Source organism: Janthinobacterium sp. EB271-G4-7A, from assembly GCF_020858075.1.
Classification (GTDB): domain Bacteria; phylum Pseudomonadota; class Gammaproteobacteria; order Burkholderiales; family Burkholderiaceae_D; genus Janthinobacterium; species Janthinobacterium lividum.
Window position 1 is genome coordinate 1,428,407 of record NZ_JACYMI010000001.1, and the last position, 23,930, is coordinate 1,452,336.

Annotated in this window: 21 protein-coding genes; 20 read left to right on the forward strand and 1 reads right to left on the reverse strand. The window is 62.7% G+C overall.

Going from position 1 to position 23,930, the window contains the following annotated elements; genetic code table 11:
* The 6 genes from sdhA (at position 1) to IGS58_RS06455 (ending at position 5,557) form a co-directional block, all read left to right on the forward strand.
* Positions 1–1,782 carry a succinate dehydrogenase flavoprotein subunit gene (gene sdhA / locus IGS58_RS06430; protein ID WP_034789101.1) on the forward strand — a complete coding sequence of 594 codons (1,782 nt, stop codon included), beginning with the start codon at positions 1–3 and terminating at the stop codon, positions 1,780–1,782.
* A 10-nt stretch (positions 1,783–1,792) separates the two neighbouring features.
* Positions 1,793–2,503: a succinate dehydrogenase iron-sulfur subunit gene (locus tag IGS58_RS06435; RefSeq protein WP_034789099.1), complete on the forward strand. Its 711-nt coding sequence runs from the start codon at positions 1,793–1,795 to the stop codon at positions 2,501–2,503.
* A gap of 116 nt (positions 2,504–2,619) precedes the next feature.
* Entirely contained in the window at positions 2,620–2,901 is a 282-nt protein-coding gene (locus IGS58_RS06440) for an FAD assembly factor SdhE (protein WP_034752073.1), read from the forward strand.
* Positions 2,902–3,023: 122 nt separating this feature from the next.
* Positions 3,024–4,325, forward strand: coding sequence for a citrate synthase (gene gltA / locus IGS58_RS06445; RefSeq protein WP_034789096.1), 1,302 nt, complete (start codon positions 3,024–3,026; stop codon positions 4,323–4,325).
* 124 nt (positions 4,326–4,449) lie between these two features.
* The gene (locus IGS58_RS06450; protein ID WP_070254087.1) at positions 4,450–4,791 is read left to right on the forward strand and encodes a winged helix-turn-helix transcriptional regulator; all 342 of its coding nucleotides are present in this window, start codon (positions 4,450–4,452) and stop codon (positions 4,789–4,791) included.
* 223 nt (positions 4,792–5,014) lie between these two features.
* Entirely contained in the window at positions 5,015–5,557 is a 543-nt protein-coding gene (locus IGS58_RS06455) for an NAD(P)H-dependent oxidoreductase (protein ID WP_230520903.1), read from the forward strand.
* A gap of 17 nt (positions 5,558–5,574) precedes the next feature.
* Here the strand turns inward: IGS58_RS06455 and IGS58_RS06460 are convergent, their stop codons facing one another.
* Positions 5,575–6,030 (reverse strand): hypothetical protein, encoded by a 456-nt coding sequence (locus IGS58_RS06460; protein ID WP_070254085.1) that lies wholly within the window; start codon positions 6,028–6,030, stop codon positions 5,575–5,577.
* Positions 6,031–6,146: 116 nt separating this feature from the next.
* Between IGS58_RS06460 and IGS58_RS06465 the strand changes: the two genes are divergently transcribed.
* From IGS58_RS06465 to IGS58_RS06530, 14 genes are all read left to right on the forward strand, one after another.
* The gene (locus IGS58_RS06465) at positions 6,147–7,121 is read left to right on the forward strand and encodes a LysR family transcriptional regulator (RefSeq protein WP_230520904.1); all 975 of its coding nucleotides are present in this window, start codon (positions 6,147–6,149) and stop codon (positions 7,119–7,121) included.
* Positions 7,122–7,378: 257 nt separating this feature from the next.
* Positions 7,379–10,231 (forward strand): 2-oxoglutarate dehydrogenase E1 component, encoded by a 2,853-nt coding sequence (locus IGS58_RS06470; protein ID WP_034789088.1) that lies wholly within the window; start codon positions 7,379–7,381, stop codon positions 10,229–10,231.
* A 117-nt stretch (positions 10,232–10,348) separates the two neighbouring features.
* Positions 10,349–11,605, forward strand: coding sequence for a 2-oxoglutarate dehydrogenase complex dihydrolipoyllysine-residue succinyltransferase (gene odhB, locus IGS58_RS06475; RefSeq protein WP_034789085.1), 1,257 nt, complete (start codon positions 10,349–10,351; stop codon positions 11,603–11,605).
* Between the two features lie 94 nt (positions 11,606–11,699).
* Positions 11,700–12,089: a PspC domain-containing protein gene (locus IGS58_RS06480; protein WP_070282087.1), complete on the forward strand. Its 390-nt coding sequence runs from the start codon at positions 11,700–11,702 to the stop codon at positions 12,087–12,089.
* On the forward strand, positions 12,079–13,509 hold the full coding sequence (gene lpdA, locus IGS58_RS06485; RefSeq protein WP_070254080.1) for a dihydrolipoyl dehydrogenase: 1,431 nt from the start codon (positions 12,079–12,081) through the stop codon (positions 13,507–13,509). Before IGS58_RS06480 ends, lpdA begins: the two co-directional genes overlap by 11 nt.
* A 70-nt stretch (positions 13,510–13,579) precedes the next feature.
* Positions 13,580–14,677 carry a cell division protein ZapE gene (gene zapE, locus IGS58_RS06490; RefSeq protein WP_034789077.1) on the forward strand — a complete coding sequence of 366 codons (1,098 nt, stop codon included), beginning with the start codon at positions 13,580–13,582 and terminating at the stop codon, positions 14,675–14,677.
* A gap of 19 nt (positions 14,678–14,696) precedes the next feature.
* Positions 14,697–15,416 (forward strand): hypothetical protein, encoded by a 720-nt coding sequence (locus IGS58_RS06495; protein ID WP_225317386.1) that lies wholly within the window; start codon positions 14,697–14,699, stop codon positions 15,414–15,416.
* 139 nt (positions 15,417–15,555) lie between these two features.
* Positions 15,556–15,756 carry a YdcH family protein gene (locus tag IGS58_RS06500; RefSeq protein ID WP_034752051.1) on the forward strand — a complete coding sequence of 67 codons (201 nt, stop codon included), beginning with the start codon at positions 15,556–15,558 and terminating at the stop codon, positions 15,754–15,756.
* Positions 15,757–15,799: 43 nt separating this feature from the next.
* Entirely contained in the window at positions 15,800–17,854 is a 2,055-nt protein-coding gene (locus IGS58_RS06505; RefSeq protein WP_070254078.1) for an ATP-dependent DNA helicase, read from the forward strand.
* A 270-nt stretch (positions 17,855–18,124) separates the two neighbouring features.
* Entirely contained in the window at positions 18,125–18,730 is a 606-nt protein-coding gene (locus IGS58_RS06510; RefSeq protein ID WP_034752049.1) for a toll/interleukin-1 receptor domain-containing protein, read from the forward strand.
* 19 nt (positions 18,731–18,749) lie between these two features.
* The gene (locus IGS58_RS06515; protein ID WP_230520905.1) at positions 18,750–21,230 is read left to right on the forward strand and encodes a tetratricopeptide repeat protein; all 2,481 of its coding nucleotides are present in this window, start codon (positions 18,750–18,752) and stop codon (positions 21,228–21,230) included.
* Positions 21,231–21,324: 94 nt separating this feature from the next.
* Positions 21,325–22,062, forward strand: a complete 738-nt coding sequence (gene surE, locus IGS58_RS06520; protein ID WP_034789072.1) for a 5'/3'-nucleotidase SurE — start codon at positions 21,325–21,327, stop codon at positions 22,060–22,062.
* 9 nt (positions 22,063–22,071) lie between these two features.
* Positions 22,072–22,962: a protein-L-isoaspartate(D-aspartate) O-methyltransferase gene (locus IGS58_RS06525; RefSeq protein ID WP_070254077.1), complete on the forward strand. Its 891-nt coding sequence runs from the start codon at positions 22,072–22,074 to the stop codon at positions 22,960–22,962.
* A gap of 42 nt (positions 22,963–23,004) precedes the next feature.
* Positions 23,005–23,922: a peptidoglycan DD-metalloendopeptidase family protein gene (locus tag IGS58_RS06530; RefSeq protein WP_034789067.1), complete on the forward strand. Its 918-nt coding sequence runs from the start codon at positions 23,005–23,007 to the stop codon at positions 23,920–23,922.
* The last annotated feature ends 8 nt before the right edge of the window (positions 23,923–23,930 follow it).

Here is a 23,930-nt window from a genome sequence, read left to right on the forward strand (position 1 = left end):
GTGGCAGCATATAAATCTGCAATCCCTACCCGCCGCTTTGATGCGGTAATCGTTGGCGCCGGCGGTTCCGGCATGCGCGCGTCGTTGCAGCTGGCTGAAGCCGGTCTGAACGTCGCTGTCCTGTCGAAAGTTTTCCCGACCCGCTCGCACACCGTTGCGGCGCAGGGCGGTATCGGCGCGTCGCTCGGCAACATGGCCGAGGACAACTGGTTCTGGCATATGTTCGACACCGTCAAGGGCGGCGACTATCTGGGCGATCAGGATGCCATCGAATTCATGTGCCGCGAAGCACCGAAGGTCGTGTACGAGCTGGAACACTTCGGCATGCCATTCGACCGCAACCCTGACGGCACCATCTATCAGCGTCCTTTCGGCGGCCACACGGCCCACTTCGGCGAAAAGCCGGTGCAGCGCGCTTGCGCGGCAGCCGACCGTACCGGTCACGCCCTGTTGCACACCCTGTACCAGCGCAACGTGCGCGCCCGTACGCACTTCTTCGTCGAATGGATGGCACTCGACCTGATCCGTGACGCCGACGGCGACGTGATCGGTGTTGTTGCGCTGGAAATGGAAACCGGCGAATGCATGATCCTGGAAGCAAAAACGACGGTCATGGCAACGGGCGGCGCAGGCCGTATCTTCGCCGCGTCGACCAATGCCTTCATCAACACCGGCGACGGCATGGGCATGGCGGCACGCGCCGGCCTGCCGCTGCAGGACATGGAATTCTGGCAGTTCCACCCGACCGGCGTGGCCGGCGCGGGCGTATTGATCACCGAAGGCGTGCGCGGCGAAGGCGGCATCCTGATCAATAGCGAAGGCGAGCGCTTCATGGAGCGCTATGCGCCAACCTTGAAGGATCTGGCGCCGCGCGACTTCGTTTCGCGTTCGATGGACCAGGAAATCAAGGAAGGCCGCGGCTGCGGTCCGAACAAGGACCACGTGATGCTGGACCTGCGCCATATCGGCGCCGATACCATCGCCAAGCGCCTGCCGTCGATCCTGGAAATCGGCCACAAGTTCGCCAACGTCGACGCCACCAAGGAACCGATTCCTGTCGTGCCGACGATTCACTACCAGATGGGCGGCATTCCGACGAACATCCACGGCCAGGTCGTCACCCCGACCGGTCCGGACAATTCGGCGAAAGTCGTCAACGGCCTGTACGCGATCGGCGAATGCGCCTGCGTCTCCGTGCACGGCGCCAACCGCCTGGGCACGAACTCGCTGCTCGACCTGGTGGTCTTCGGCCGCGCGGCCGGTAACCACATCGTCAACAGCGGCCTGAAAGCCAAGGAAAACAAGCCTTTGCCAGCCGACGCCGCCGATTTCGCCATGGGCCGCCTGGCGCGCCTGGAAAACTCGACCGGCACGGAAACCGTGCAGGGCGTGGCGAACGAGATTCGCGCCACCATGCAGAAGTACTGTGGCGTGTTCCGTACCGACGCGATGCTGGACCAGGGCGTGATCGAAATCATGAAGCTTGACGAGCGCCGCAAGCACGTCTCGTTCAAGGATAAATCGATGGTGTTCAACACGGCCCGCGTGGAAGCGCTGGAGCTGGACAACCTGATCGAAACGGCGAAAGCGACCATCGTCTCGGCAGCAGCCCGCAAGGAATCGCGCGGCGCCCACGCCCAGGATGATCACCCGACCCGCGACGACGACAACTGGATGAAGCACACGCTGTGGTACTCGGAAGGCAACCGCCTGGAATACAAGCCAGTCGTGACCAAACCGCTGACGGTCGATACCTTCAAGCCAAAACCACGTACTTTCTAAAGGTCAGAACATGGCACGCACTCTCAAATTCAAAATCTACCGCTACGATCCTGACCAGGATGCCAAGCCTTACATGCAAGACCTGACGGTCGAACTGAAAGACACCGACAAGATGCTGCTCGACGCACTGCAGCGCATCAAGTCGGACGTCGATGACTCGCTGGCCCTGCGCCGCTCGTGCCGCGAAGGCGTGTGCGGTTCGGACGCGATGAACATCAACGGCAAGAACGGCCTGGCATGCACCACCAACCTGAACGAACTGTCGGAGCCTATCGTGCTGCGTCCGTTGCCAGGTTTGCCAGTCATCCGCGACCTGATCGTCGACATGACGCAATTTTTCAAGCAGTACGATTCGATCAAGCCTTTCCTGATCAACGACTCGATCCCGCCTGAAAAAGAACGCCTGCAGTCGCCGGAACAGCGCGAAGAACTCGATGGCCTGTACGAGTGCATCCTGTGCGCATGCTGCTCCACGTCGTGCCCGTCGTTCTGGTGGAATCCGGACAAGTTCGTCGGCCCGGCCGGCCTGCTGCAAGCCTACCGCTTCATCGCCGATTCGCGCGACGAAGCCACCGGTGCGCGTCTGGACAACCTGGAAGACCCGTACCGCCTGTTCCGCTGCCATTCGATCATGAACTGCGTCGACGTCTGCCCGAAAGGGTTGAACCCGAACAAGGCGATTGGCAAGATCAAGGAGTTGATGGTCCGCCGCGCGATCTGATCCCCTGATCGCGTCCGCCGGGCGCCGTTTGCGGGAAGAGGGTATCCTCTCTTGCCTGCAGGCGGCGCCTGCAAAGCAGCACCGTGCCGCAAGGCACACGTAAAGTGGTAAACCAAATGACAGAATCAATTTTGTCCTCGCATCAGGCCGACCCGGCCAACCGCGCCCGCCTGCGCTGGCGTTCACGCCGTGGCCTGCTGGAAAACGACATTATCCTGACCCGTTTTCTCGATGCGTATGAAACCGAATTGACCGATGAAGAAGTTGACGCGCTGACGCGTTTGCTGGATTTATCGGACAATGCGTTAATGGATCTGGTACTGGCCCGTAAAGAGCCGGAAGGCGAAGTCGATCTGCCGCATGTGCGCGCACTGCTGCAACGACTGCGCATTGCCTAGACGCCTGGGCGATATATTGCAAACGGTGCGAGTGGCGCGCTGTAGCACTGCCGAATTGCGGTGCGAATTGCAGCCAGAATTTTTGATTTTAATTTCGACTCACTCCCGAGAAGGAAGAGCCCATGAATATCTCTGACACAAAAGCTACCCTGTCGTTCTCCGATGGCAGCCCATCGCTTGAATTTCCAATCTACAAAGGCACGGTTGGCCCGGACGTCATCGACATCCGCAAACTGTACGCCGGTAGCGGCAAGTTCACCTACGACCCAGGCTTTATGTCGACGGCCGCCTGCAACTCGTCGATCACCTACATCGACGGCGACAAGGGCGAGCTGCTGTACCGCGGTTACCCGATCGAACAGTTGGCCGTCAACGCCGACTTCATGGAATCGTGCTACCTGCTGCTGAACGGCGAATTGCCGAACGCGGCGCAAAAAGCCAAGTTCGTCGACACCGTCACCAAGCACACGATGGTGCACGAACAGATGCAATTCTTCTTCCGTGGCTTCCGCCGCGACGCGCATCCGATGTCGGTCCTGGTGGGCACCGTCGGCGCGCTGGCATCGTTCTACCATGACTCGCTGGACATCAACGACCCGCGTCACCGCGAAGTGTCGGCCATCCGCCTGATCGCCAAGATGCCAACCCTGGTCGCCATGACCTACAAGTACTCGGTCGGCCAGCCGTTCGTGTACCCACGCAACGACCTGTCGTACAGCGCCAACTTCATGCACATGATGTTCGCCAACCCGTGCGAAGAGTACAAGGTCAACGACGTGCTGGTGCGCGCCCTGGACCGCATCCTGATCCTGCACGCGGACCACGAGCAAAACGCATCGACATCGACCGTCCGTCTGGCCGGTTCGTCGGGCGCCAACCCGTTCGCCTGTATCGCTGCCGGTATCGCCTGCCTGTGGGGTCCTGCCCACGGCGGCGCCAACGAAGCGGCACTCAACATGCTGAAGGAAATCGGCACCGTCGAGAACATCCCTGCCTTCATCGAGCAAGTCAAGGACAAGAACTCCGGCGTCAAGCTGATGGGCTTTGGCCACCGCGTGTACAAGAACTTCGATCCACGCGCCAAGCTGATGCGTGAAACCTGCTACGAAGTGCTGCAAGAACTGGGTCTGCAAGACGATCCGCTGTTCAAGCTGGCGATGGAACTGGAAAAGATTGCACTGAACGACGAATACTTCGTGTCGCGCAAACTGTACCCGAACGTCGACTTCTACTCGGGCATTGTGCAATCGGCGCTGGGCATCCCTGTGTCGCTGTTCACCGGTATCTTCGCTATGGCCCGTACGATCGGCTGGATCGCCCAGTGGAACGAAATGATCGCCGACCCAGAGCAAAAAATCGGCCGTCCGCGCCAGCTGTTTGTCGGTTCGACCACGCGCGAAGTACCGCCACTGGACAAGCGTTAATCCAGAGCGGTATCAAGCAAACAAAAAACGGGCTTCGGCCCGTTTTTTTATGTGCGTGTTCGATGCAAGCCAGGGCCGCCGTGCTGTTATGCTCGGATCCTGGTTCAACAGGAAGTACAACGCGATGAATGAAGAAATCTGCGCGCCCAGCGGCGTGGCCCTGGGCGATACGGCATTTGGTTATACCTTGTCGCTGATCGGCGGCAAATACAAGATGCTGATCCTGTATGCGCTGGCGGAAAACACCGTGCTGCGGCATAACGAACTCAAGCGCCATCTCGGTGGCATCGCCTTCAAGACCCTCAGCGTCGTGCTGAAGGAGCTGGAGGCCGATGGGCTGATCGTCCGCAAGGAATATCCGCAAGTGCCGCCCAAGGTGGAATATTCGCTTTCCAGCAAGGGCGCCTCGCTGATTCCCGTGCTGCATACCTTGTGCGCGTGGGGCGAACGGCACCAGCCAGCCTGATCCGGATGCGCATGGCCAAACGTCTTTTCACGGCCTTGCAGCTTACTTTTCTTACTGTATGAGTGGTAAATGTGCGTACTTGTGAAAAGTACTCGCCATGGTTATGCTGTTTTTGCCCCTGCAGGCGCGCGGCCACATGCCGCGTGCCACGGGGCAGGGTACCGGCTTGCCTGCTTTCCTGTGCAGGCGGGCTGGTGCATCCATCCATTTTCAGGAAAGCAGCATGATGAAAACCCTCGTTATCGTCTTCCATCCCTCCATCGACACGTCGGTCGCCAACAAGCGCTGGCTGCAGGAACTGGCGCAGTATCCGGACCGCTATACCATCCACGACGTGCACCAGGCTTATCCGGATGGAAACATCGACGTGGCGCGCGAGCAGGCGCTGGTGGAGGCGCACGCCAATGTCGTCCTGCAATTCCCCGTCTACTGGTTCAACTGCCCGCCCTTGCTGAAGCGGTGGCTCGACGAGGTGCTGGCATATGGCTGGGCTTACGGCACGGGCGGCGATGCCTTCAGGGGCCGTAAAGTGGCGCTGGCCGTCACGGCCGGCATCCGCGAGGAGGATTTCACGCCGGAAGGCAGGTGGAACGTCACCCTGGCGCAGCTGCTGGCGCCGTTCGATGTCACCCTGGCGTATATCGGCGCCGACAACCGCCGCTTCTTTGCCTTCTATGGCGCGGAAGACGGGCCGAAGGAAACGGGCTATGCCGAGCGGCTGGCGCGCAGCGCGCAAGAATACGAGCGCTTCCTGGGGGCGTTGTAGGGCAGGCCTGCGTCGTGTCAGTTGAAGGCCGCTTCCAGGTGGCGCAGGGCGACGTGCCGGCCTTCCAGTTGCAGGCTGTCGCCCTCATAGGGCTGGGGCATGACGATGCGGTGCGGCGCATTGTGCTTGAGGATGCCGCCCCAGTGGGCTACTCTGGCGCCGGCCTGGCGGCGGATCGCCTCGACCGTGGCGCCGCTGGCGAGGATGCGCGCTTGCGGAAAGGCTTGCTGCAGCACGCCCAGGCCGAAATAGGCTTGCGGTTCGGCCGCGCTGATATAGATGGTTGTCAGGCGCTTGCCGCTGGCGGCGATGGTGTGCGCTAACTGCGCCGCATCGCCGCGCAGGAACTGGGTGTTGACGAGGATGGCGTCCGCCATGCCGCTCAGGAGCAGCGAAGTGGACGGTGCGCGGCCCAGCACATCCAGGCGGAAGGTCTCCAGCGTGCGGGAGGGGCGGGCGGCGCGTGCAAACATATTATTCTTTCTGCATTGGATGCTCTTGTCGCATATTATCCTTTCGACCAGGCGCGAGAAATAGGGTAGATTGCAATACTTAGTTGCATGGATCGGACGAATCAAGGGAGTACCGCATGGACCGCATCACCGCCGCACAAGTATTCGTCGCCATCGCCGAGCGTGGCAGCATGGTGGCCGCCAGCGAAGCGCTCGACATGTCGCGCGCTATGGTGACGCGCTACCTGGCCGAAATGGAGCAATGGGCGGGGGCGCGGCTGTTGCATCGCACCACGCGCCGGCTGAGCCTGACGGATGCGGGCGAGGCCACCCTGGCGCGCTGCCGGCAGATGCTGGAAGTGGCTGGCGCCATGGCCGTCACTTCGCCCGAGGGCCTCGATACGCCGCACGGCTTGTTGCGCATCACCTGTTCGCAATCCCTGGCGCAGACGGCGCTGGCTGGCGCAGTAACCGCTTACCTGCGGCGCTACCCGCGCGCCGCCGTCGACCTGCAGATGGAGAACCGCGCCGTCAACCTGGTGGAGCAGCGCATCGACCTGGCGATCCGCATCACCAACGCGCTCGAGCCTAACCTGATCGCGCGCCAGCTGGCCAGCTGCGCCTCGGTGGTGTGCGCCGCACCATCGTACCTGGCGGCGCACGGCACGCCGCGCCGGGCGCAAGACCTGGCCCTGCACAACTGCCTGACGTACACGTATTTCGGCAAGAGCCTGTGGCAGTTTACGCATGACGGGGAAGCGCTCACTGTCCCCGTCAGCGGCCGCCTGTCGGCGAATGAATCGCTGGTCCTGCTGGTGGCCACGGTGGCGGGGGCGGGCATCGCCATGCAGCCGCGCTTTTCGGCCACGCCGCTGATCGCCAGCGGGCAGCTGGTGGAGCTCTTGCCCGCGTACCAGCCGCAGGACATGGGCATCTACGGCGTCTACACCTCGCGCCAGCACATGTCGCCCCTGCTGCGCACCATGCTCGACTTCCTGGTGGAGTGGTTTGCCGGTGATCCCGATTGGTTGGCGGCCATCGCGGCGGCGCCGTTGCCGGGCAGACCAGTTCGACGCAAGCGGCACGCCGGCAGGGCCGCCGATGTGTTGTAAGCATAACAGTGACAGGCTTGCAAGCCCGGGAAAATCAACAACACAGCTTACATTTGCTTGCCAAATAAAATTCAACTAGGCGTTGTTGCGTTACAATACCGCGTGCTATTCTAAATGACGGTATGCAGAATGCTGGTGCAATAAAAAAGCCCTTCCCCACAACTTGATGTGCAATCCGCTAACCGGTCAGGCCGTGTCGCGGAAGGTTAGATTAACCCGCTAATTCCTCGCGAAGCGCGAAGAAAGGTGAGCAATATATGCAGCAATTAACGACCAACTCCTACCTGTTCGGTGGGAATGCTCCGTACGTGGAAGACCTGTACGAGGCGTATCTGAACAATCCAGGCTCGGTACCCGATAACTGGCGTTCCTACTTCGACGCAATGCAGCACGTGCCTGCCGTCGATGGCACCAACAAGCCTGACGTGGCGCATGCCTCCGTCGTCGCCTCGTTCGCCGAGCGCGCAAAAGCAGGTCCTATCCGCACAGTGACCGCGTCCTTCGATGCTGAGATGGGCCGCAAGCGCGTCGCCGCCACGCAGCTGATCGCCGCTTACCGCTACCTCGGTTCGCACTGGGCCAACCTGGATCCGCTGCAACGCCAGGAACGTCCGATGATCCCGGAACTGGAACCGAGCTTCTACGGCTTCACCGACGCGGACATGGACACCGTGTTCAACATCAGCAATACCTATTTTGGCCCCGAGACCGCCACCCTGCGCGATCTGCTGAACTATCTGCGCGATACCTACACGCGTTCGATCGGCGCCGAATTCATGTACATCTCCGACCCGGCCGAAAAGCGCTGGCTGCAAGAGAAACTGGAAGCGATCCGCTCCACCCCGAATTTCACCCCAGAGAAAAAAATCCACATCCTCGACCGCCTGACCGCGGCTGAAGGCCTGGAACGCTATCTGCACACCCGTTACGTGGGCCAGAAGCGCTTCTCCCTGGAAGGCGGCGAAACCTTCATCGCCTCGATGGATGAAACCATCCAGCGCGCCGGCGAAAAAGGCGTGCAGGAAATCGTTATCGGCATGGCCCACCGCGGCCGCCTGAACGTGCTGGTGAACACCCTGGGCAAGGCGCCGCAGGAACTGTTCGAAGAATTCGAAGGCAAGCATGGCGACGACCTGCCTGCCGGCGACGTGAAGTACCATCAAGGCTTCTCGTCGGACATCTCCACCGCGGGCGGCCCGGTCCACCTGTCGCTGGCGTTCAACCCGTCGCACCTGGAAATCGTCAACCCTGTGGTCGAAGGTTCCGTCAAGGCCCGCATGGATCGCCGCGGCGACGCGCAGGGCGCGCAAGTGCTGCCTATCCTGGTGCACGGCGATGCCGCTTTCGCCGGCCAGGGCGTGGTCATGGAAACGCTGAATCTGGCGCAAACCCGTGGCTACCACACCGGCGGCACGGTGCATATCGTGATCAACAACCAGATCGGTTTCACCACCTCGGATCCGCGCGATGCCCGCTCGACCCTGTACTGCTCGGACGTCGTCAAGATGATCGAAGCACCGGTCCTGCACATCAACGCCGATGATCCGGAAGCCGTGGTGCTGGCGACGCAGATCGCGCTCGACTACCGCATGGAATTCAAGAAGGACATCGTCCTCGACATCATCTGCTACCGCAAGCTTGGCCACAACGAGCAGGATACGCCGGCACTGACGCAGCCACTGATGTACAAGAAGATCGGCCAGCATCCAGGCACCCGCAAACTGTACGCGGACAAGCTGGTAGCGCAAGGCGTGATCCCTGCCGATGGCGGCGACAAGATGGTGGCCGCATTCCGCGACGCCATGGACGCCGGCAAGCATACCGTCGATCCGGTCATCTCGAACTTCAAGAACAAGTACGCCGTCGACTGGCTGCCGTTCCTGAACAAGAAATGGACCGATTCGGCCGATACCGCCGTGCCGATGACGGAACTGAAACGCCTGGCCACCCGCATCACCACCGTGCCGGAAGACTTCAAGGTCCACTCGCTGGTGGAAAAAGTACTGGGCGACCGTGGCACTATGGGCCGTGGCGAAATGAACCTGGACTGGGGCATGGGCGAACACCTGGCCTACGCATCGCTGGTATCGTCCGGCTACGCCATCCGCCTGACGGGCCAGGATGCCGGCCGCGGCACCTTCGTGCACCGCCACGCCGTCTTGCATGACCAGAACCGCGAGCGTTGGGATGCAGGTACCTACATTCCGCTGCAAAACGTGTCGGACAACCAGGCGCCGTTCACCGTCATCGACTCGGTGCTGTCCGAAGAAGCCGTGCTGGCCTTCGAATACGGCTACTCGACCGCTGAACCGAACACCCTGACGATCTGGGAAGCCCAGTTCGGCGACTTCGCCAACGGCGCGCAAGTGGTGATCGACCAATTCATCAGCTCCGGCGAAGTGAAGTGGGGCCGCGCTTCGGGCCTGGTCATGATGCTGCCGCACGGTTACGAAGGCCAGGGCCCTGAGCATTCGTCCGCGCGTCCGGAACGCTTCCTGCAACTGTGCGCAGACAACAACATGCAAGTGGTGCAGCCGACGACGGCTTCGCAGATCTTCCATTTGCTGCGCCGCCAGATGGTGCGCCAGTTCCGCAAGCCGCTGGTCATCCTGACGCCGAAGTCGCTGTTGCGCAACAAGGATGCCGGTTCGCCGCTGACCGACCTGGCCAAGGGTGGTTTCCAGACTGTCATCGGCGAAGTCGACGACAAAATCGACGCCAAGAAAGTCAAGCGCGTGGTCGCCTGCTCGGGCAAGGTCTACTACGACCTGGTCAACGCACGCAAGACCCGTGGCCAGACCGACACGGCCATCGTGCGCCTGGAACAGCTGTATCCGTTCCCGCACAAATCGTTCGCTGCCGAACTGAAGAAGTTCCCGAACCTGGTCGAAGTCGTCTGGGCGCAGGACGAGCCGCAAAACCAGGGCGCCTGGTTCCAGATCCAGCACAACATCTTCGAAGGCCTGGAATCGGGTCAGCGTCTGGCCTACGCCGGCCGTCCTGCTTCGGCGTCGCCTGCTGTCGGTTACTATGACAAGCACTACGCCCAGCAAAAAGATCTGCTGGAAACGGCATTCTCGAAGCTGAAGGGTTTTATCCTGACCAAGTAAGTGGCAGGATAGCGGGTGCCATGCGCATGCATGGCGCCTGTTCGCATACATCGTGACGGAGCGCCGCCCTTGCTACGCAGGGGCGGCGCCGCAATAACAAAATAAACGGAGTTTTACATGGCACAAATCGAAGTCAAAGTTCCCCAGTTGTCGGAATCGGTTGCAGAAGCGACCCTGCTGGCATGGCACAAGAAAGTCGGCGAACCAGTTGCGCGCGACGAAAACATGATCGATATCGAAACCGATAAAGTGGTGCTGGAACTGCCGGCGCCTGCCGCTGGCGTGATCGTGCAGATCATCAAGGATAACGGCGCTACCGTCGTTGCCGGCGAAGTCATCGCCATCATCGACACCGACGGCTCGGCCAAGGTCAGCCCGATGGAAGTGTCGGCCGTTGCCGCGCCAGCCCTGGCTGCTGCAGCGCAAGACACCGCCAACGCTACGGCGCCAGCCGCTGCGACCAAAGGCGATGTCGCCATGCCTGCCGCCGCCAAGATCCTGTCCGAAAAAGGCCTGTCCGCTGGCGACGTCGCCGGTTCCGGCAAAGACGGCCGCGTCACCAAGGGCGACGCCCTGGCCGCTTCCGCCAAGCCAGCTGTCGCGCCACTGGCGCCAGCCGCTGCCAAGCCAGCGCTGCAACAAGTTGCCACGCCGTCGGCCGCCAGCCTGGGCGACCGCCCTGAAGAGCGCGTGCCGATGAGCCGCCTGCGCGCACGTATCGCCGAGCGCCTGCTGCAATCGCAATCGACGAACGCCATCCTGACCACGTTCAATGAAGTGAACATGCAGCCGGTCATCGACCTGCGCAACAAGTACAAGGACAAGTTCGAGAAAGAGCACGGCGTCAAGCTGGGCTTCATGTCCTTCTTCGTCAAGGCCGCCGTCGCCGCCCTGAAAAAGTACCCGATCATCAATGCCTCCGTTGACGGCAACGACATCGTCTACCACGGCTACTTCGACATCGGTATCGCTGTCGGTTCGCCGCGCGGCCTGGTCGTGCCTATCATCCGCAACGCGGACCAGCTGTCGATCGCCGACATCGAGAAAAAAATCGGTGAATTCGGCGCGAAAGCCAAGGAAGGCAAGCTGACCCTGGACGACCTGACGGGCGGCACGTTCTCGATCTCGAACGGCGGTACCTTCGGCTCCATGCTGTCGACCCCGATCATCAACCCGCCACAATCGGCCATCCTGGGCGTGCATGCGACCAAGGACCGCGCTGTCGTGGAAAACGGCCAGATCGTGGTACGTCCGATGAACTACCTGGCCATGTCCTACGACCACCGCATCATCGACGGCCGCGAAGCCGTCCTGGGCCTGGTGGCGATGAAAGAAGCGCTGGAAGATCCTGCACGCCTGCTGCTGGACCTGTAAGCACCGTAGTCCCCCGGCGTCGCCGCCGGGGCAATGTAGCTGATACCCCTTGCCAGAAGACGCAGCTGGCTGATCTCAATGAAAGAGGATTCCCATGAACGTCTCTGAAGAAATCAAGCGTCTGCACGAGTTGCACCTGGCGGGCGCCCTGAGCGACGCGGAATTCGCGCAAGCGAAAGCCAAGCTCCTGAGCAATATCAACCTGGACAAGCCGGACAGCACGTCCGGTGCCGGCGCCGATGCGGCGGCCGGCCCGGCGAACGACCTGGTGCAGGAATTCAACCGCCTGCGCCGTTCGCGCAACGACCGCTGGCTTGGCGGCGTCTGCGGCGGCCTGGGCCGCGCTTCCGGCATGGAAGCGTGGATCTGGCGCCTCGTCTTCGTCCTGTTTACATTGACCTTCGGCTTCGGCGTGGTGATTTACCTTCTATTGTGGATTTTCGTACCAGACGAAGAGATTGGAATAACAAAACATGAGTACTAAACAATTTGACGTAGTTGTCATCGGTGCGGGCCCTGGCGGCTACATCGCCGCCATCCGCGCAGCGCAGCTGGGCTTTTCCGTCGCCTGCGTCGACGAGTGGTCGAACGCCAAGGGCGGCGCCGCTCCTGGCGGTACCTGCACCAACGTCGGCTGCATCCCGTCGAAAGCGCTGCTGCAATCGTCCGAGCATTTCGAACACGCGGGCCACAGCTTCGCCGAGCACGGCATCGATGTCGCCGGCCTGAAGCTGAACCTGGGCCAGATGCTCAAGCGCAAGGACACCGTCGTCAAGCAAAACAACGACGGCATCCTGTACTTGTTCAAGAAGAACAAGATCGCCTTCTTCCACGGCCGCGCCGCTTTCGCTGCCGCCGCCGCTGGCACGTATGAGATCAGCGTGACGGGCGAAGCCAACGAAACCCTGACGGCCAAGCACGTGGTCATCGCCACGGGTTCGAACGCGCGCGAACTGCCGGGCGCACCATTCGACGAGAAACTGATCCTGTCGAACACGGGCGCACTGGCCATCGACGCCGTACCAGCCAAGCTGGGCGTCATCGGCGCCGGCGTGATCGGCCTGGAAATGGGCAGCGTATGGCGCCGCCTGGGTTCCGACGTCACCGTGCTGGAAGGCCTGCCGGTCTTCCTGGGCGCCGTGGACGAGCAGATCGCCAAGGAAGCGTCGAAGCTGTTCACCAAGCAAGGCTTGAAGATCAACCTCGGTTGCAAGATCGGTGCGATCACGCCGGGCAAGAAAGACGTCACCGTGGAATTCGTGGACGCCAAGGGCGAAGCGCAAAAAGCCGTGTTCGACAAGCTGATCATCTCGATCGGCCGCACGCCGAACACGAATGGCCTGGGTGCCGATAAAGTCGGCCTGCAGCTGGACGAGCGCGGCTTCATCGCCGTCGACGGCGACTGCAAGACCAACCTGCCGAACGTATGGGCAGTGGGCGACGTCGTGCGCGGCCCGATGCTGGCGCACAAGGCGGAAGAAGAAGGCGTTGCCGTGGCCGAGCGTATCGCCGGCCAGCATGGTCACACCAACTTCAACACGATTCCCTGGGTGATCTACACCTCGCCGGAAATCGCGTGGGTCGGCAAGACCGAGCAAACCCTGAAGGCCGAAGGCATTGCCTACAAGGCCGGCACCTTCCCGTTCATGGCCAACGGCCGTGCGCGCGCGCTGGGCGACACCTCGGGCATGGTGAAATTCCTGGCCGATGCGACCACCGACGAAATCCTCGGCGTGCACATCGTCGGCCCGATGGCGTCCGAACTGATTTCCGAAGCCGTCGTGGCGATGGAATTCAAGGCCTCGGCCGAAGACATCGCGCGCATCTGCCACGCTCACCCATCCCTGTCGGAAGCGACCAAGGAAGCGGCACTGGCGGTTGACAAGCGCACGTTGAACTTTTAATTGTAGTTAGTCCTACAGGGGCGCTCGCGGATTTTTTCCGCCGGCGCCCTTGTGCGTTAAAGCGAATCCCATGAACGTAGAAGAGTTTTACCAGCACGCGTTGCAGAAGCGTGATTTCAAGGCCGATGCCGCCCAGCGGCGCGCGGTCGACCGCCTGCAGCTGTGCTATGACGAGTGGGTGGCCTACAAGGGCCAGCGCTCGAGCACCTTCAAGCGCCTGCTGAACCGTCCTGCCGTGCCGAAAGGCGTGTACATGTGGGGTGGGGTGGGGCGCGGTAAATCGTTCCTGATGGACAGTTTTTACTCGGTCGTGCCCCTGGTGCGCAAGACGCGATTGCACTTCCACGAATTCATGCGCGGCGTGCACCAGCAGCTCGATGAATTGAAAGGCGTGGCCGACCCGCTCGACGAGGTGGCCAAGCGCATCGCCAAGAAATACCGTTTGATCTGTTTCGATGAATTCCACGTCTCCGACATCGCCGACGCGATGATTCTGTACAACCTGCTGTCGGCCCTGTTCGCCAACGGCGTGTCCTTCATCATGACTTCGAATTACGACCCGGACCTGCTGTATCCGGACGGCCTGCACCGCGACCGCATGCTGCCGACCATCGCGCTGCTCAAGGACAAGCTCGACGTGATGAACGTGGACGCCGGCGTCGATTACCGCGGCCGCGCGCTGGAGCAGGTGGAAAGCTACTACACGCCGCTCGGCGCGGACACCGACAAGGCCCTGCGCGACGCTTACACGCGCATCGCCGAGACGGCCGACGAAGATGCGCGCATCCGCATCGAGAGCCGCGAAATCCATTGCCTGCGCCGCGCCGGCGGCATCATCTGGTTCGATTTCGCCACCCTGTGCGGCGGTCCCCGCTCGCAAAATGATTACCTGGAAATCGCCAGCCGCTTCCATACGGTGATATTGTCCGGCATACCGGCCATGTCGGCGGCGCAGTCGTCCGAAGCGCGCCGCTTTACCTGGCTGATCGACGTGTTTTATGACCAGAAGGTCAAGCTGATCATGTCAGCCGAAGTGCCGCCTGATGAGCTGTACACGAACGGCATGCTGGCCAATGAGTTTCACCGCACCGTTTCGCGTATCATCGAGATGCAATCGCGCGAATACATGGAAAAAGAACAGCGCGGCGCGGCCGACGCGATCGTTTGAGGCAGGGATAAGGAACATGATGGCAAATACACTATACAAGCTGGGCGCGGCGCTGGGCCTTGCCCTGGCGTTGTCCGCCTGCGCGCATCAGGGTAGCGCAGCATTGGATGAGGTCGGCGCGCCGCAGGTGCCCGCCACCTTGTCGGTGGAAGAAGCGGACGCCAAGCTGAAGCAGTCGGCCAGCGAGCGCGAGGCGGCGGAAAATGAGTTTGCCGCGCGCGAACTCGAGTGCTACAACAAGTTTTTCGTGAATAACTGCCTGGACCAGGCCAAGGAAAAGCGCCGCCTGATCCTCGTGCGCCTGCGTGCCGTCGACGCGGAAGCGAATTACTTCAAGCGGGCCGAATCCGTGCGCCTGCGCGATATCGATCTGGCCCGGACGCAGGAAAGTGCGCGCCTGGATGCCGAGCAGCGCGCCGCGGCCGTGCCCAAGCCCGTGAAAGTGGTCGCGCCCGAGCCGGCGCCACCGAAGGCGCAAGGCAAGAGCGTGGCCGAGCGCGAAGCCGAGCATGCGGCGAAGATGGCGAAACAGGCTGCCGCCGATGCCGCCGAAGCGCCGCGCCGCGCGGCCCGTGAAGCGCAGTATGCGAAAAAACAGGCGGATGCCGTGGCACGCCAGAAACGCGTGGCGCAACGTCTGGCCGAGCGCCAGGCCGAAGCGCAGGCCAAGGCTGCCAAGGCGGCTGCCGCCGCTGCCAGCACGCCGGCCGTGGCTGTGCCTGTGCCGCCTGCCAAATAAGACCTGTCGCGCAGGGGGCATGCCGGAAATGGCGTGCCCTAACGCGCGCGGCAGGTTAAACTACGCACTATGGCTGCCTGTGTACGCTGCGCGCGCCGGTTTCCCATTACTGTTACCAACACTGTCTGGAACGCAACACATGAGCGATGCACAGCAAATAGAGCGGCGCCTGATTGAACTCAACGTGGAACACCGCGATCTCGATGCCGTCATCGAGTTGCTGATACTCGATGGTCACCATGACGAGCTGCAGCTGCGCCGCCTGAAAAAGCGCAAATTGCAATTAAAGGATCACATCACCTTGCTGAAAATGCAGTTGGTGCCCGACGTTCCCGCCTGAGGGGCGCCAGTAGCGTCCAGTCCAGCCTTCACCTAAGTATATTTTGACCGATCACAATTTATTGCCCGCAAGTCCAGATGGCCAGCCTGCCGATCTGCCAGTCAGTCTGCCAGCCGAACCCCAGGCGGCGCCTGGCAAGCATGATGCCGACATCGAGCGCCTGTTTGGCGCCGGCGGCCCGCTCGGTCCGGCGGTGGGCAGCTACAAGCCGCGCCGTTCGCAAACGGAGATGGCGAAAGCCATCGCCAGCGCCATCGACAGCCAGACGACCCTGATCGCCGAGGCCGGCACGGGCACCGGCAAGACCTTTGCCTACCTGGTGCCGGCCCTGATGTGGGGCGGCAAGACCATTGTATCCACCGGTACCAAGAACTTGCAGGATCAATTGTTCCTGCGCGATATACCCACCGTGCGCGCCGCGCTGCAGGCGCCCGTTTCCGTCGCCTTGCTGAAAGGCCGCTCGAACTACGTCTGCCATTACCACCTGGAACGCACCCTGCAAAACGGCCGCATGACGTCGCGCGACGACGTGGGCCATCTGCGCGAAATCTCGCGCTTCATCAAGATGACCAGCTCGGGCGACAAGGCGGAACTGACCAAGGTGCCGGAAAACGCCATGATCTGGAACCTGGTGACGTCCACGCGCGACACCTGCATGGGCGCCGAGTGCCAGTATTACCAGGATTGTTTCGTCATGAAGGCCCGCAAGGAAGCCCAGCAGGCCGACGTGGTGGTGGTCAACCACCATCTGTTCTTTGCCGACGTGGCCCTGAAGGACACGGGCGTGGCGGAATTGCTGCCATCGGCCAACACCATCATCTTCGATGAGGCGCACCAGCTGCCCGATACGGCCACTTTATTCTTTGGCAATACGGTATCGACCTCGCAAATCCTGGAACTGTGCCGCGACGTGCTGGCCGAAGGGTTGGCGCATGCGCGCGGCATCGACTGGGCCAAGACGGTCACGGTGGTGGAAAAGGCGGCGCGCGACCTGCGTTTGACCTTCCCGCAGGATATCGTGCGCCTGTCCCTGCCGCAGATCGCCCCGTCGAGCGATTTCTTCCCCGCGCTCGACACCCTCAAGGATGAGCTCGACGGCATGGTGGCCGTGCTGGAAACCCAGGCGGAACGGGCGGAAACCCTGGAACAGTGCAGGGTGCGCGGCGTCGAGCTGGCGCAGCAGCTGAGCGGCTGGAAGTTCGATCCGAAGGCCAAGGTAGCGGCCGGCGAAGAAGCCGTGTTCTGGGTGGAAGCGTTTTCCAGTTCCTTGCAGTTGCATAAAACGCCATTGTCGATCGCGCCGATCTTCAACAACCAGCGCGAAGGCACGCCGCGCAGCTGGATTTTCACGTCCGCCACCCTGGCCGTGAAAAACGATTTCAAACATTTTTCCGAACAGATGGGTTTGACGGGCGAACCGTCGCACACGTGGCCGAGTCCGTTCGACTATGGCCAGCAAGGCTTGCTGTTCGTGCCGCAAAACCTGCCGCAACCGAACTCGCTGGGCTACACGGATGCCGTCATCGACTGCGCCCTGCCCATCATCGAGGCGGCGGGCGGGCGCACCTTCTTCCTGTGCACCACCTTGCGCGCCGTCAAGCGGGCCGCCGAGCGCCTGGCCGACGAATTCAAGCAGCGCGGTCTGAACTTCCCCCTGTTCGTACAGGGAGAAAAGGGCCGCACGGAATTGCTGGACCAGTTCCGCGCGGCCGGTAATGGCGTGCTGATCGGTAGCCAGAGCTTCTGGGAAGGCGTCGACGTGCGCGGCGATGCGCTGTCCCTGGTGATCATCGACAAGCTGCCGTTCGCGCCGCCCGACGATCCCGTGCTGGCCGCGCGCATCGAAGTGATGGAAAAGCAGGGCAAGAATGGATTCATGCACCACTCGCTGCCGGAGGCCATCATCAACCTGAAGCAGGGCGCGGGCCGTTTGATCCGCGACGAGGGCGACCGTGGCGTGCTGATGATCTGCGATCCGCGCCTCATTTCCAAGCCGTACGGCAAGCGCATCTGGCAAAGCCTGCCGCCGTTCAAGCGCACGCGCGACACCGCCGAAGTGGTGGAGTTCTTCCGCAGCCTGCCTGCCAAGGGCGCTTAAGCCCTGCTTGCCGGCGCCGTCCGCGCGCCGGCGTATTTCCCTTTGTTATCAAGCGAGTAGCGTTTTATGCGCGGCGCCGCCTTGCGCGCCTGGCATGCCAGAAATCGGCGCGATCACGCCAGTTTCTGGCTTTTTTCTGCATGTCCAGGACGCCAGACACATCTTTGTGCCAGCGCAAACAGGCTTGTTGCCGAGCGGTCTACAGTGAGCTCATGCCTTGCAGGATCAAGGCGCGGCGATGGCAGGCCGCACGGGGAACAGGGGGATGCCATGGAGATCCGCTACGGCTGTTTCTTGAGCTACGCGCACGGCCAGTATGCGTTCATGAACAAGTTCAAGAATGACCTCATCGAGGCGCTGGCGTGCTATCTGGAGCCGCACCTGGACCGCGAGGAAGTCCTGTTCATCGACAGCGAGCAGCTGGGTGGCGGCGACGATATCGACCTGCGCGTGGCGCGCGCCATGTGCCAGAGCGTCTGCATGATCGTGCTGTACACGCCCAAATATGAAGCGCACGGCTATACGCGGCGCGAATTTGCCGCCATGCAGCTGATCGAACAGGAGCGGCGGGCCTGGTATGAACTGCCCAGCCACTTGATCATCCCCATCATCATGACGCGCCATCCGGACGGCTTGCCGCCGCAAATCACGGAGTCGGGCCTGTACGTCGATTTTTCCGGCTACACCCTGGCCAGCGGCGACTTGAAATCGAATCCGCAATACCTGCCCGATATCGAACGCATCGTGCAGCGCATCGCCACGCATTACCACTTGCTCAAGCGGTCAACACCGCCCGGCCACGATTGCAGCCGTTTCGTGTTGCCTGATATTCCACCGGAATGGCGCGCCATTCCGCCTCCCCACTTTCCGCGTTAATCACGTAAAAGGTCCTGTCATGGAATGCCAACGCCTCTCCCTGCCGCCTTTGAGCGCCCCTGGCGAAGTCGTCACCTTCTATTCCTACAAGGGCGGTACCGGCCGCACCATGGCCCTGTCGAACATCGCCGTCCTGCTGGCGCGCCGTGAAAACGCCAGCGTGCCCGTGCTGATGCTCGACTGGGACATGGAAGCGCCGGGCCTGCACCATTATTTCGAGCAGCACGAGGAGCGGCCGGGCGTGCTCGAGTTCTTCGAAGCGTGCCGCCAGCAGCTCGAGCGCATCAGCCTGGAAACGGCGGGCGGACGCGCCGGCGGGCAGGCCAGGGGGCGCGAAGATGGGGGGCGCGAGGACGCGGCGCTGGCCCAGCGCGTGCTCGACGCCATCGACTGGCAGCAGTACGTGGTGCGCGTCGACCAGGGCAGCCCGCTGTACCTGATGCGCGCGGGGCGCTTCGACGCCAGCTACAGCGAGCGCCTGGCGCAGATGCGCTGGGATCAGCTGTTCGACACGTGCCCGGCCCTGTTCCGCTGCTTCGCCGATACCCTGGCCCAGCATTTCCGCTATGTGCTGGTCGATTCGCGCACGGGGCGCACGGACAGCGCCGGCATCTGCACCACCTTGCTGCCGAAAAAACTGGTGGTGGTCTTCACGCCGAACCGGCAAAGCCTGGAAGGCGTCGATGCGCTCGTCACGCGGGCCATCGAGTACCGCCGCAGCCATGAAGACGAACAGCGTCCGCTGCTCGTGTACCCCTTGCCCTCGCGCATAGAAATGGGCGATGGCGCGCAGCGCGCCGAGTGGCGCCGCGGCGACGCGCACAAGGGCATCGCCGGCTTCCAGCCCATGTTCGAGCGCCTGCTGCGCGCTTCCTACGGCTTGCCGCAGATCGCCCTCGACAGCTATTTCGACGAAGTCCAGCTGCAGCAGACGAAAACCTTTGCCTACGGCGAGCAGCTGGCCGTGCGCATCGACCAGGGAGGCGACCGCTTTTCCCTCACGCGCACCTTCGAGGCTTTTTTGCACTGGCTGACGGGCGGCTACTTCCCCTGGCAATCGAGCCGTGAAATCGCCTTGCTGGGGGCCATCAGCGAAGCGCGCCAGGCCTTGCTGGCCGAACCGGGCCGCGCCGTGGCCCTGCCGCTGGCGCGCGATCTGGCCCGTCTGGGCGAGCTGTACCGCAAGGATGGACGCAGCGGACAGGCGCTCGACGCCTTCCGCCAGAGCGTCGAGATCCGCGTGCGCCTGCTGGGCGAGGAGCATCCCGACAGCCTGTCCTGTAAGAGCGGCATGGCGCGCCTGCTGCGCCAGCTGGGCAAGCTCGATGAAGCCCGCTTCCTGGAAGAGGACGTGCTCGACGTGCGCGAGCGCGTGCTGGGCAGCGAGCATCCCGACACCTTGGCTGCCCGCGCCTGCCTGGCGAAGACCCTGTTGCTGCAGGGGGAGCTGGCGGCGGCGCTGCTGCTGCAGGATGCCGTGCTGGCAAGCCATGCGCGTCAGCTGGGCGGCGAGCATCCGCTGACCCTGGAAGCGATGGATGGACGCGCCGCCACCTTGTTGCGCATGGGCCGGCTGGCGCAGGCGCAGCAAGTGCTGTCCACGGTGGTGGCGGCGCGCGAGCGCCTGTTTGGCGCCGAGCATGGCGATACCTTGCGCAGCAAGCTGGCCCTGGCGCAGGCCTTGGGGCGCGAAGGCGACCTGGAAGGGGCGCGGCGCCTGTTCGCTGCCGTGCTGCAGGCGCAGGAGCGGCGCCTGGGCAGCGACCATGCGGCCACTCTGGCCACGCGCGATTTGCTGGCCGATATCGTGGCCGGGCAGGGTGACTGGGCCGGCGCGCGCCAGTTGCATGAAGACCAGGTGGCGGCGCGCGAGCGCACGCGCGGGCTCGACCATCCGGAAACCCTGATGAGCCAGCGCAAGCTGGCCGAGGCGCTGCTGCGGCGCGGTGAACTCGATGCGGCGCGCAGCGTGCAGGAGCAGGTGCTGGAAGTGCATGCGCGCCTGCTGGGCGAAGACCACCTCGATACCTTGCACAGCAAGACGCAATTGGCCGGCACCCTGCAGCAGCAGGGCGACAGCGAGGCGGCGCGCCTGCTGGAAGATGCCGTCCTCAGCGGCAGCGACCGGCTCTTGAACGCACCCGTCACGGGACATGCGGACAGCGTGCTGGACGGCGCGCGGCATTTGCAGGAAACCATCCTGGCCGGCCGGGCCAACGGGCACGAAGGGGCCGAGCCGGATACCCTGGCCAGCATGATCTCGATGTTGCAAGGCATGATAGAACGCGAACAGTATGCGCAGGCGGGCGAACTGGCCGAACATCTGAAGTCCTGCCTGCTGCGCCCGGGCGTACCGGGCAAGCTGCGCAGGCGCGGCATGGCGCAGCTGAAAAGAATGTACAAATTGCAAGGCGACCTGAATGCCTTGCTGGCCTTGCAGGAAGATGAAGTGCAGGCGCTGGAAGGGGCGTTGTCGGAAGCGCGCATCGAGCAGCGCTGATGCGGCGCGCCATGTCCGCGCGGCAGCACAAATAATGCTGCCTATCGGCGTGCGGCATGCGCAGTGTTGGCATCGCTTCGGGTAAAATCCCGTTATGAGAATTCTTATCAGTAACGACGACGGTTACCTGGCGCCAGGCCTGGCGGCCCTGGCCGACGCGCTCGCACCCATTGCCGACATCGTCGTGGTGGCGCCCGACAGCAACCGTTCGGGCGCATCCAATTCGCTGTCCCTGGACCGGCCCTTGTCCGTGCACAAGGCCGCCAACGGCTTTTACTTCGTCAACGGCACGCCCACCGATTGCGTGCACGTGGCGCTGACGGGCATGCTCATCGAGCGCCCCGACCTGGTGGTATCCGGCATCAACAACGGCCCCAACATGGGCGACGACACCCTGTATTCGGGTACCGTGGCGGCCGCCACGGAAGGCTATCTGTTCGGCATTCCCGCCATCGCCTTTTCCCAGTCGCAGTTCGGCTGGGCCAACCTGGACGCGGCCGCCCGCGTGGCCAGGGAAATCGTCGAGCGCCAGTTTGACGCCCTGCAGAAACCGTATCTGCTGAACGTGAACATCCCGGCCATCCCTTACGAGCAAATGCAAGGCGTGGTGGCCACGCGCCTGGGCAAGCGCCATTCGGCCGAGCCCGTGATACGCGCGCTCGACCCCCGTGGCCGTGAAATCTTCTGGATCGGTCCTGCCGGCGCGGCCAAGGAAGGCGGTCCTGGCACGGACTTCCATGCCGTTGAGCATGGACAAGTATCGATCACGCCGCTGCAGATCGACCTGACCCATACCACCCAACTCGATGCACTGGCAAAAGGCCTGGCATGACCGCTCACTATGACCGATAAGCCGCGTACCTTCCCCCTGTCCCTCGATTCGCTGGCCGGCAAGCCCGCCAGGCAGGGCGGGGGACAGTCGCTGGCCCAGTCCAGGATCGCCACGCCGCAGACGGCCACGCAGAATGCGGCGCAAAACGCGGCGCGGGGCGTGGCGCAGCCGTACGGCACGCACGCGGCCATCGCGCCGTCGCGCGCCCAGGCCATCGCCAATGAGCGGGCGCAGCCTGCGGTGGTATCACCGCCGCGACAAAACCCGCTCGTTTCGGAGGCCGTGCGCCGGGCCATGGTAGCCCGCGTGGCGAAGCAGGGCGTCAAGGACCAGGTGGTGCTCGACGCCCTGCAAGCCGTGCCGCGCCACATGTTCATGGACGAGGCGCTGGCGTCGCAGGCGTATATCGACGCCTCCTTGCCCATCGGCCACCACCAGACCATTTCGCAGCCGTACATCGTGGCGCGCATGATCGAAGTGATGCGCCAGGGCGGCAGCCTGCAGCGCGTGCTGGAAATCGGCACGGGCTGCGGCTACCAGGCGGCAGTGCTGTCGCTGGTGGCGAAAGAGGTGTATTCGATCGAGCGCATCCGGCCCCTGCACGAGCTGGCGAAGGCCAATCTGCGTCCGCTGCGTGTGTCAAATCTGCGCTTGCAGTACGGAGATGGTATGCTTGGCCTGCCGCAGGCGGCGCCCTTTGACGGGATCATCCTTGCCGCAGCCGGCCTGGAAGTCCCGCAAGCCCTGCTGGAACAGCTGGCGCCCGGCGGGCGTCTGGTTGCGCCGGTGGGGGCTAAATTGCAACACTTACAACTCATTACCCGGGTGGGGAAAATGGAATGGACTAGCCAAACCCTGGAAGATTGCCATTTCGTACCTTTGCGCCCGGGCACCATATGATCCCCGGATCAGCTAGCAAGCAGGACATACAATTACATGCGAATGATTAAGAAAAGTAACATACTTCTATGTAGCATCACCTTGGCCGCGCTGTTGAGCGGTTGCGGCACGACGGGCGTCCAGGCGCCCGTCGTGGAGCGCCAGCCATCGAGCAGCAGCGCCGCAGCCAGCGATCCGCGCGACCGCGACCCGGCTTATTACACGGTCAAGCGTGGCGACACCCTGTTGCGTATCGCCCTCGAGCACGGGCAGAATTACCGCGACCTGGTGGCCTGGAATGACTTGAGCAACCCGAACGACATCAAGGTCGACCAGGTGCTGCGCGTGTTGCCGCCAAATGGCGACACGGGCGGCGCGCAAACGTCGGCCATCGTCATGCCGCCGGTGACGGAAGTCAAGCCGGCCGCGCCTGTCGTGCCGAAGAAAACGGGCCCGCGCGGCGAGAAGCGCGCATATTCCGACGCCACCCTGGCCGAATTGCGCGCCGATGGCGGCAGCAGCGACGTCAAGCCTGCGCCGGCGCCGGCGGCAGCCGTCGCCACCGCACCGGCCGCCGCCGCGGCAGCCCCTGCGGCATCGGCGCCCGGCGACGAGAAAATCAGCTGGATGTGGCCTTCCGAAGGCAAGGTCATCGGCACTTTCGACGAAGGCAAGAACAAGGGCGTGGATATCGCCGGCAAGGCGGGCCAGCAGGTGGTGGCCGCCGGCGCGGGAAAAGTCATGTATGCCGGGAGCGGAATCCGTGGTTATGGTAATCTTGTCATCGTGAAGCACAGTAATAGTTTATTGTCGGCGTATGCGCATAACCGCAGCATCCTGGTGAAGGAAGGGCAGAACGTCAACAAAGGCCAGGCCATCGCCGAAATGGGTGATTCCGATGCCGACCGCGTGAAGCTGCACTTTGAAATCCGCCAGCAGGGCAAGCCTGTCGACCCTTCGAAATTCCTGCCTAACCGTTAGGTAAAGCA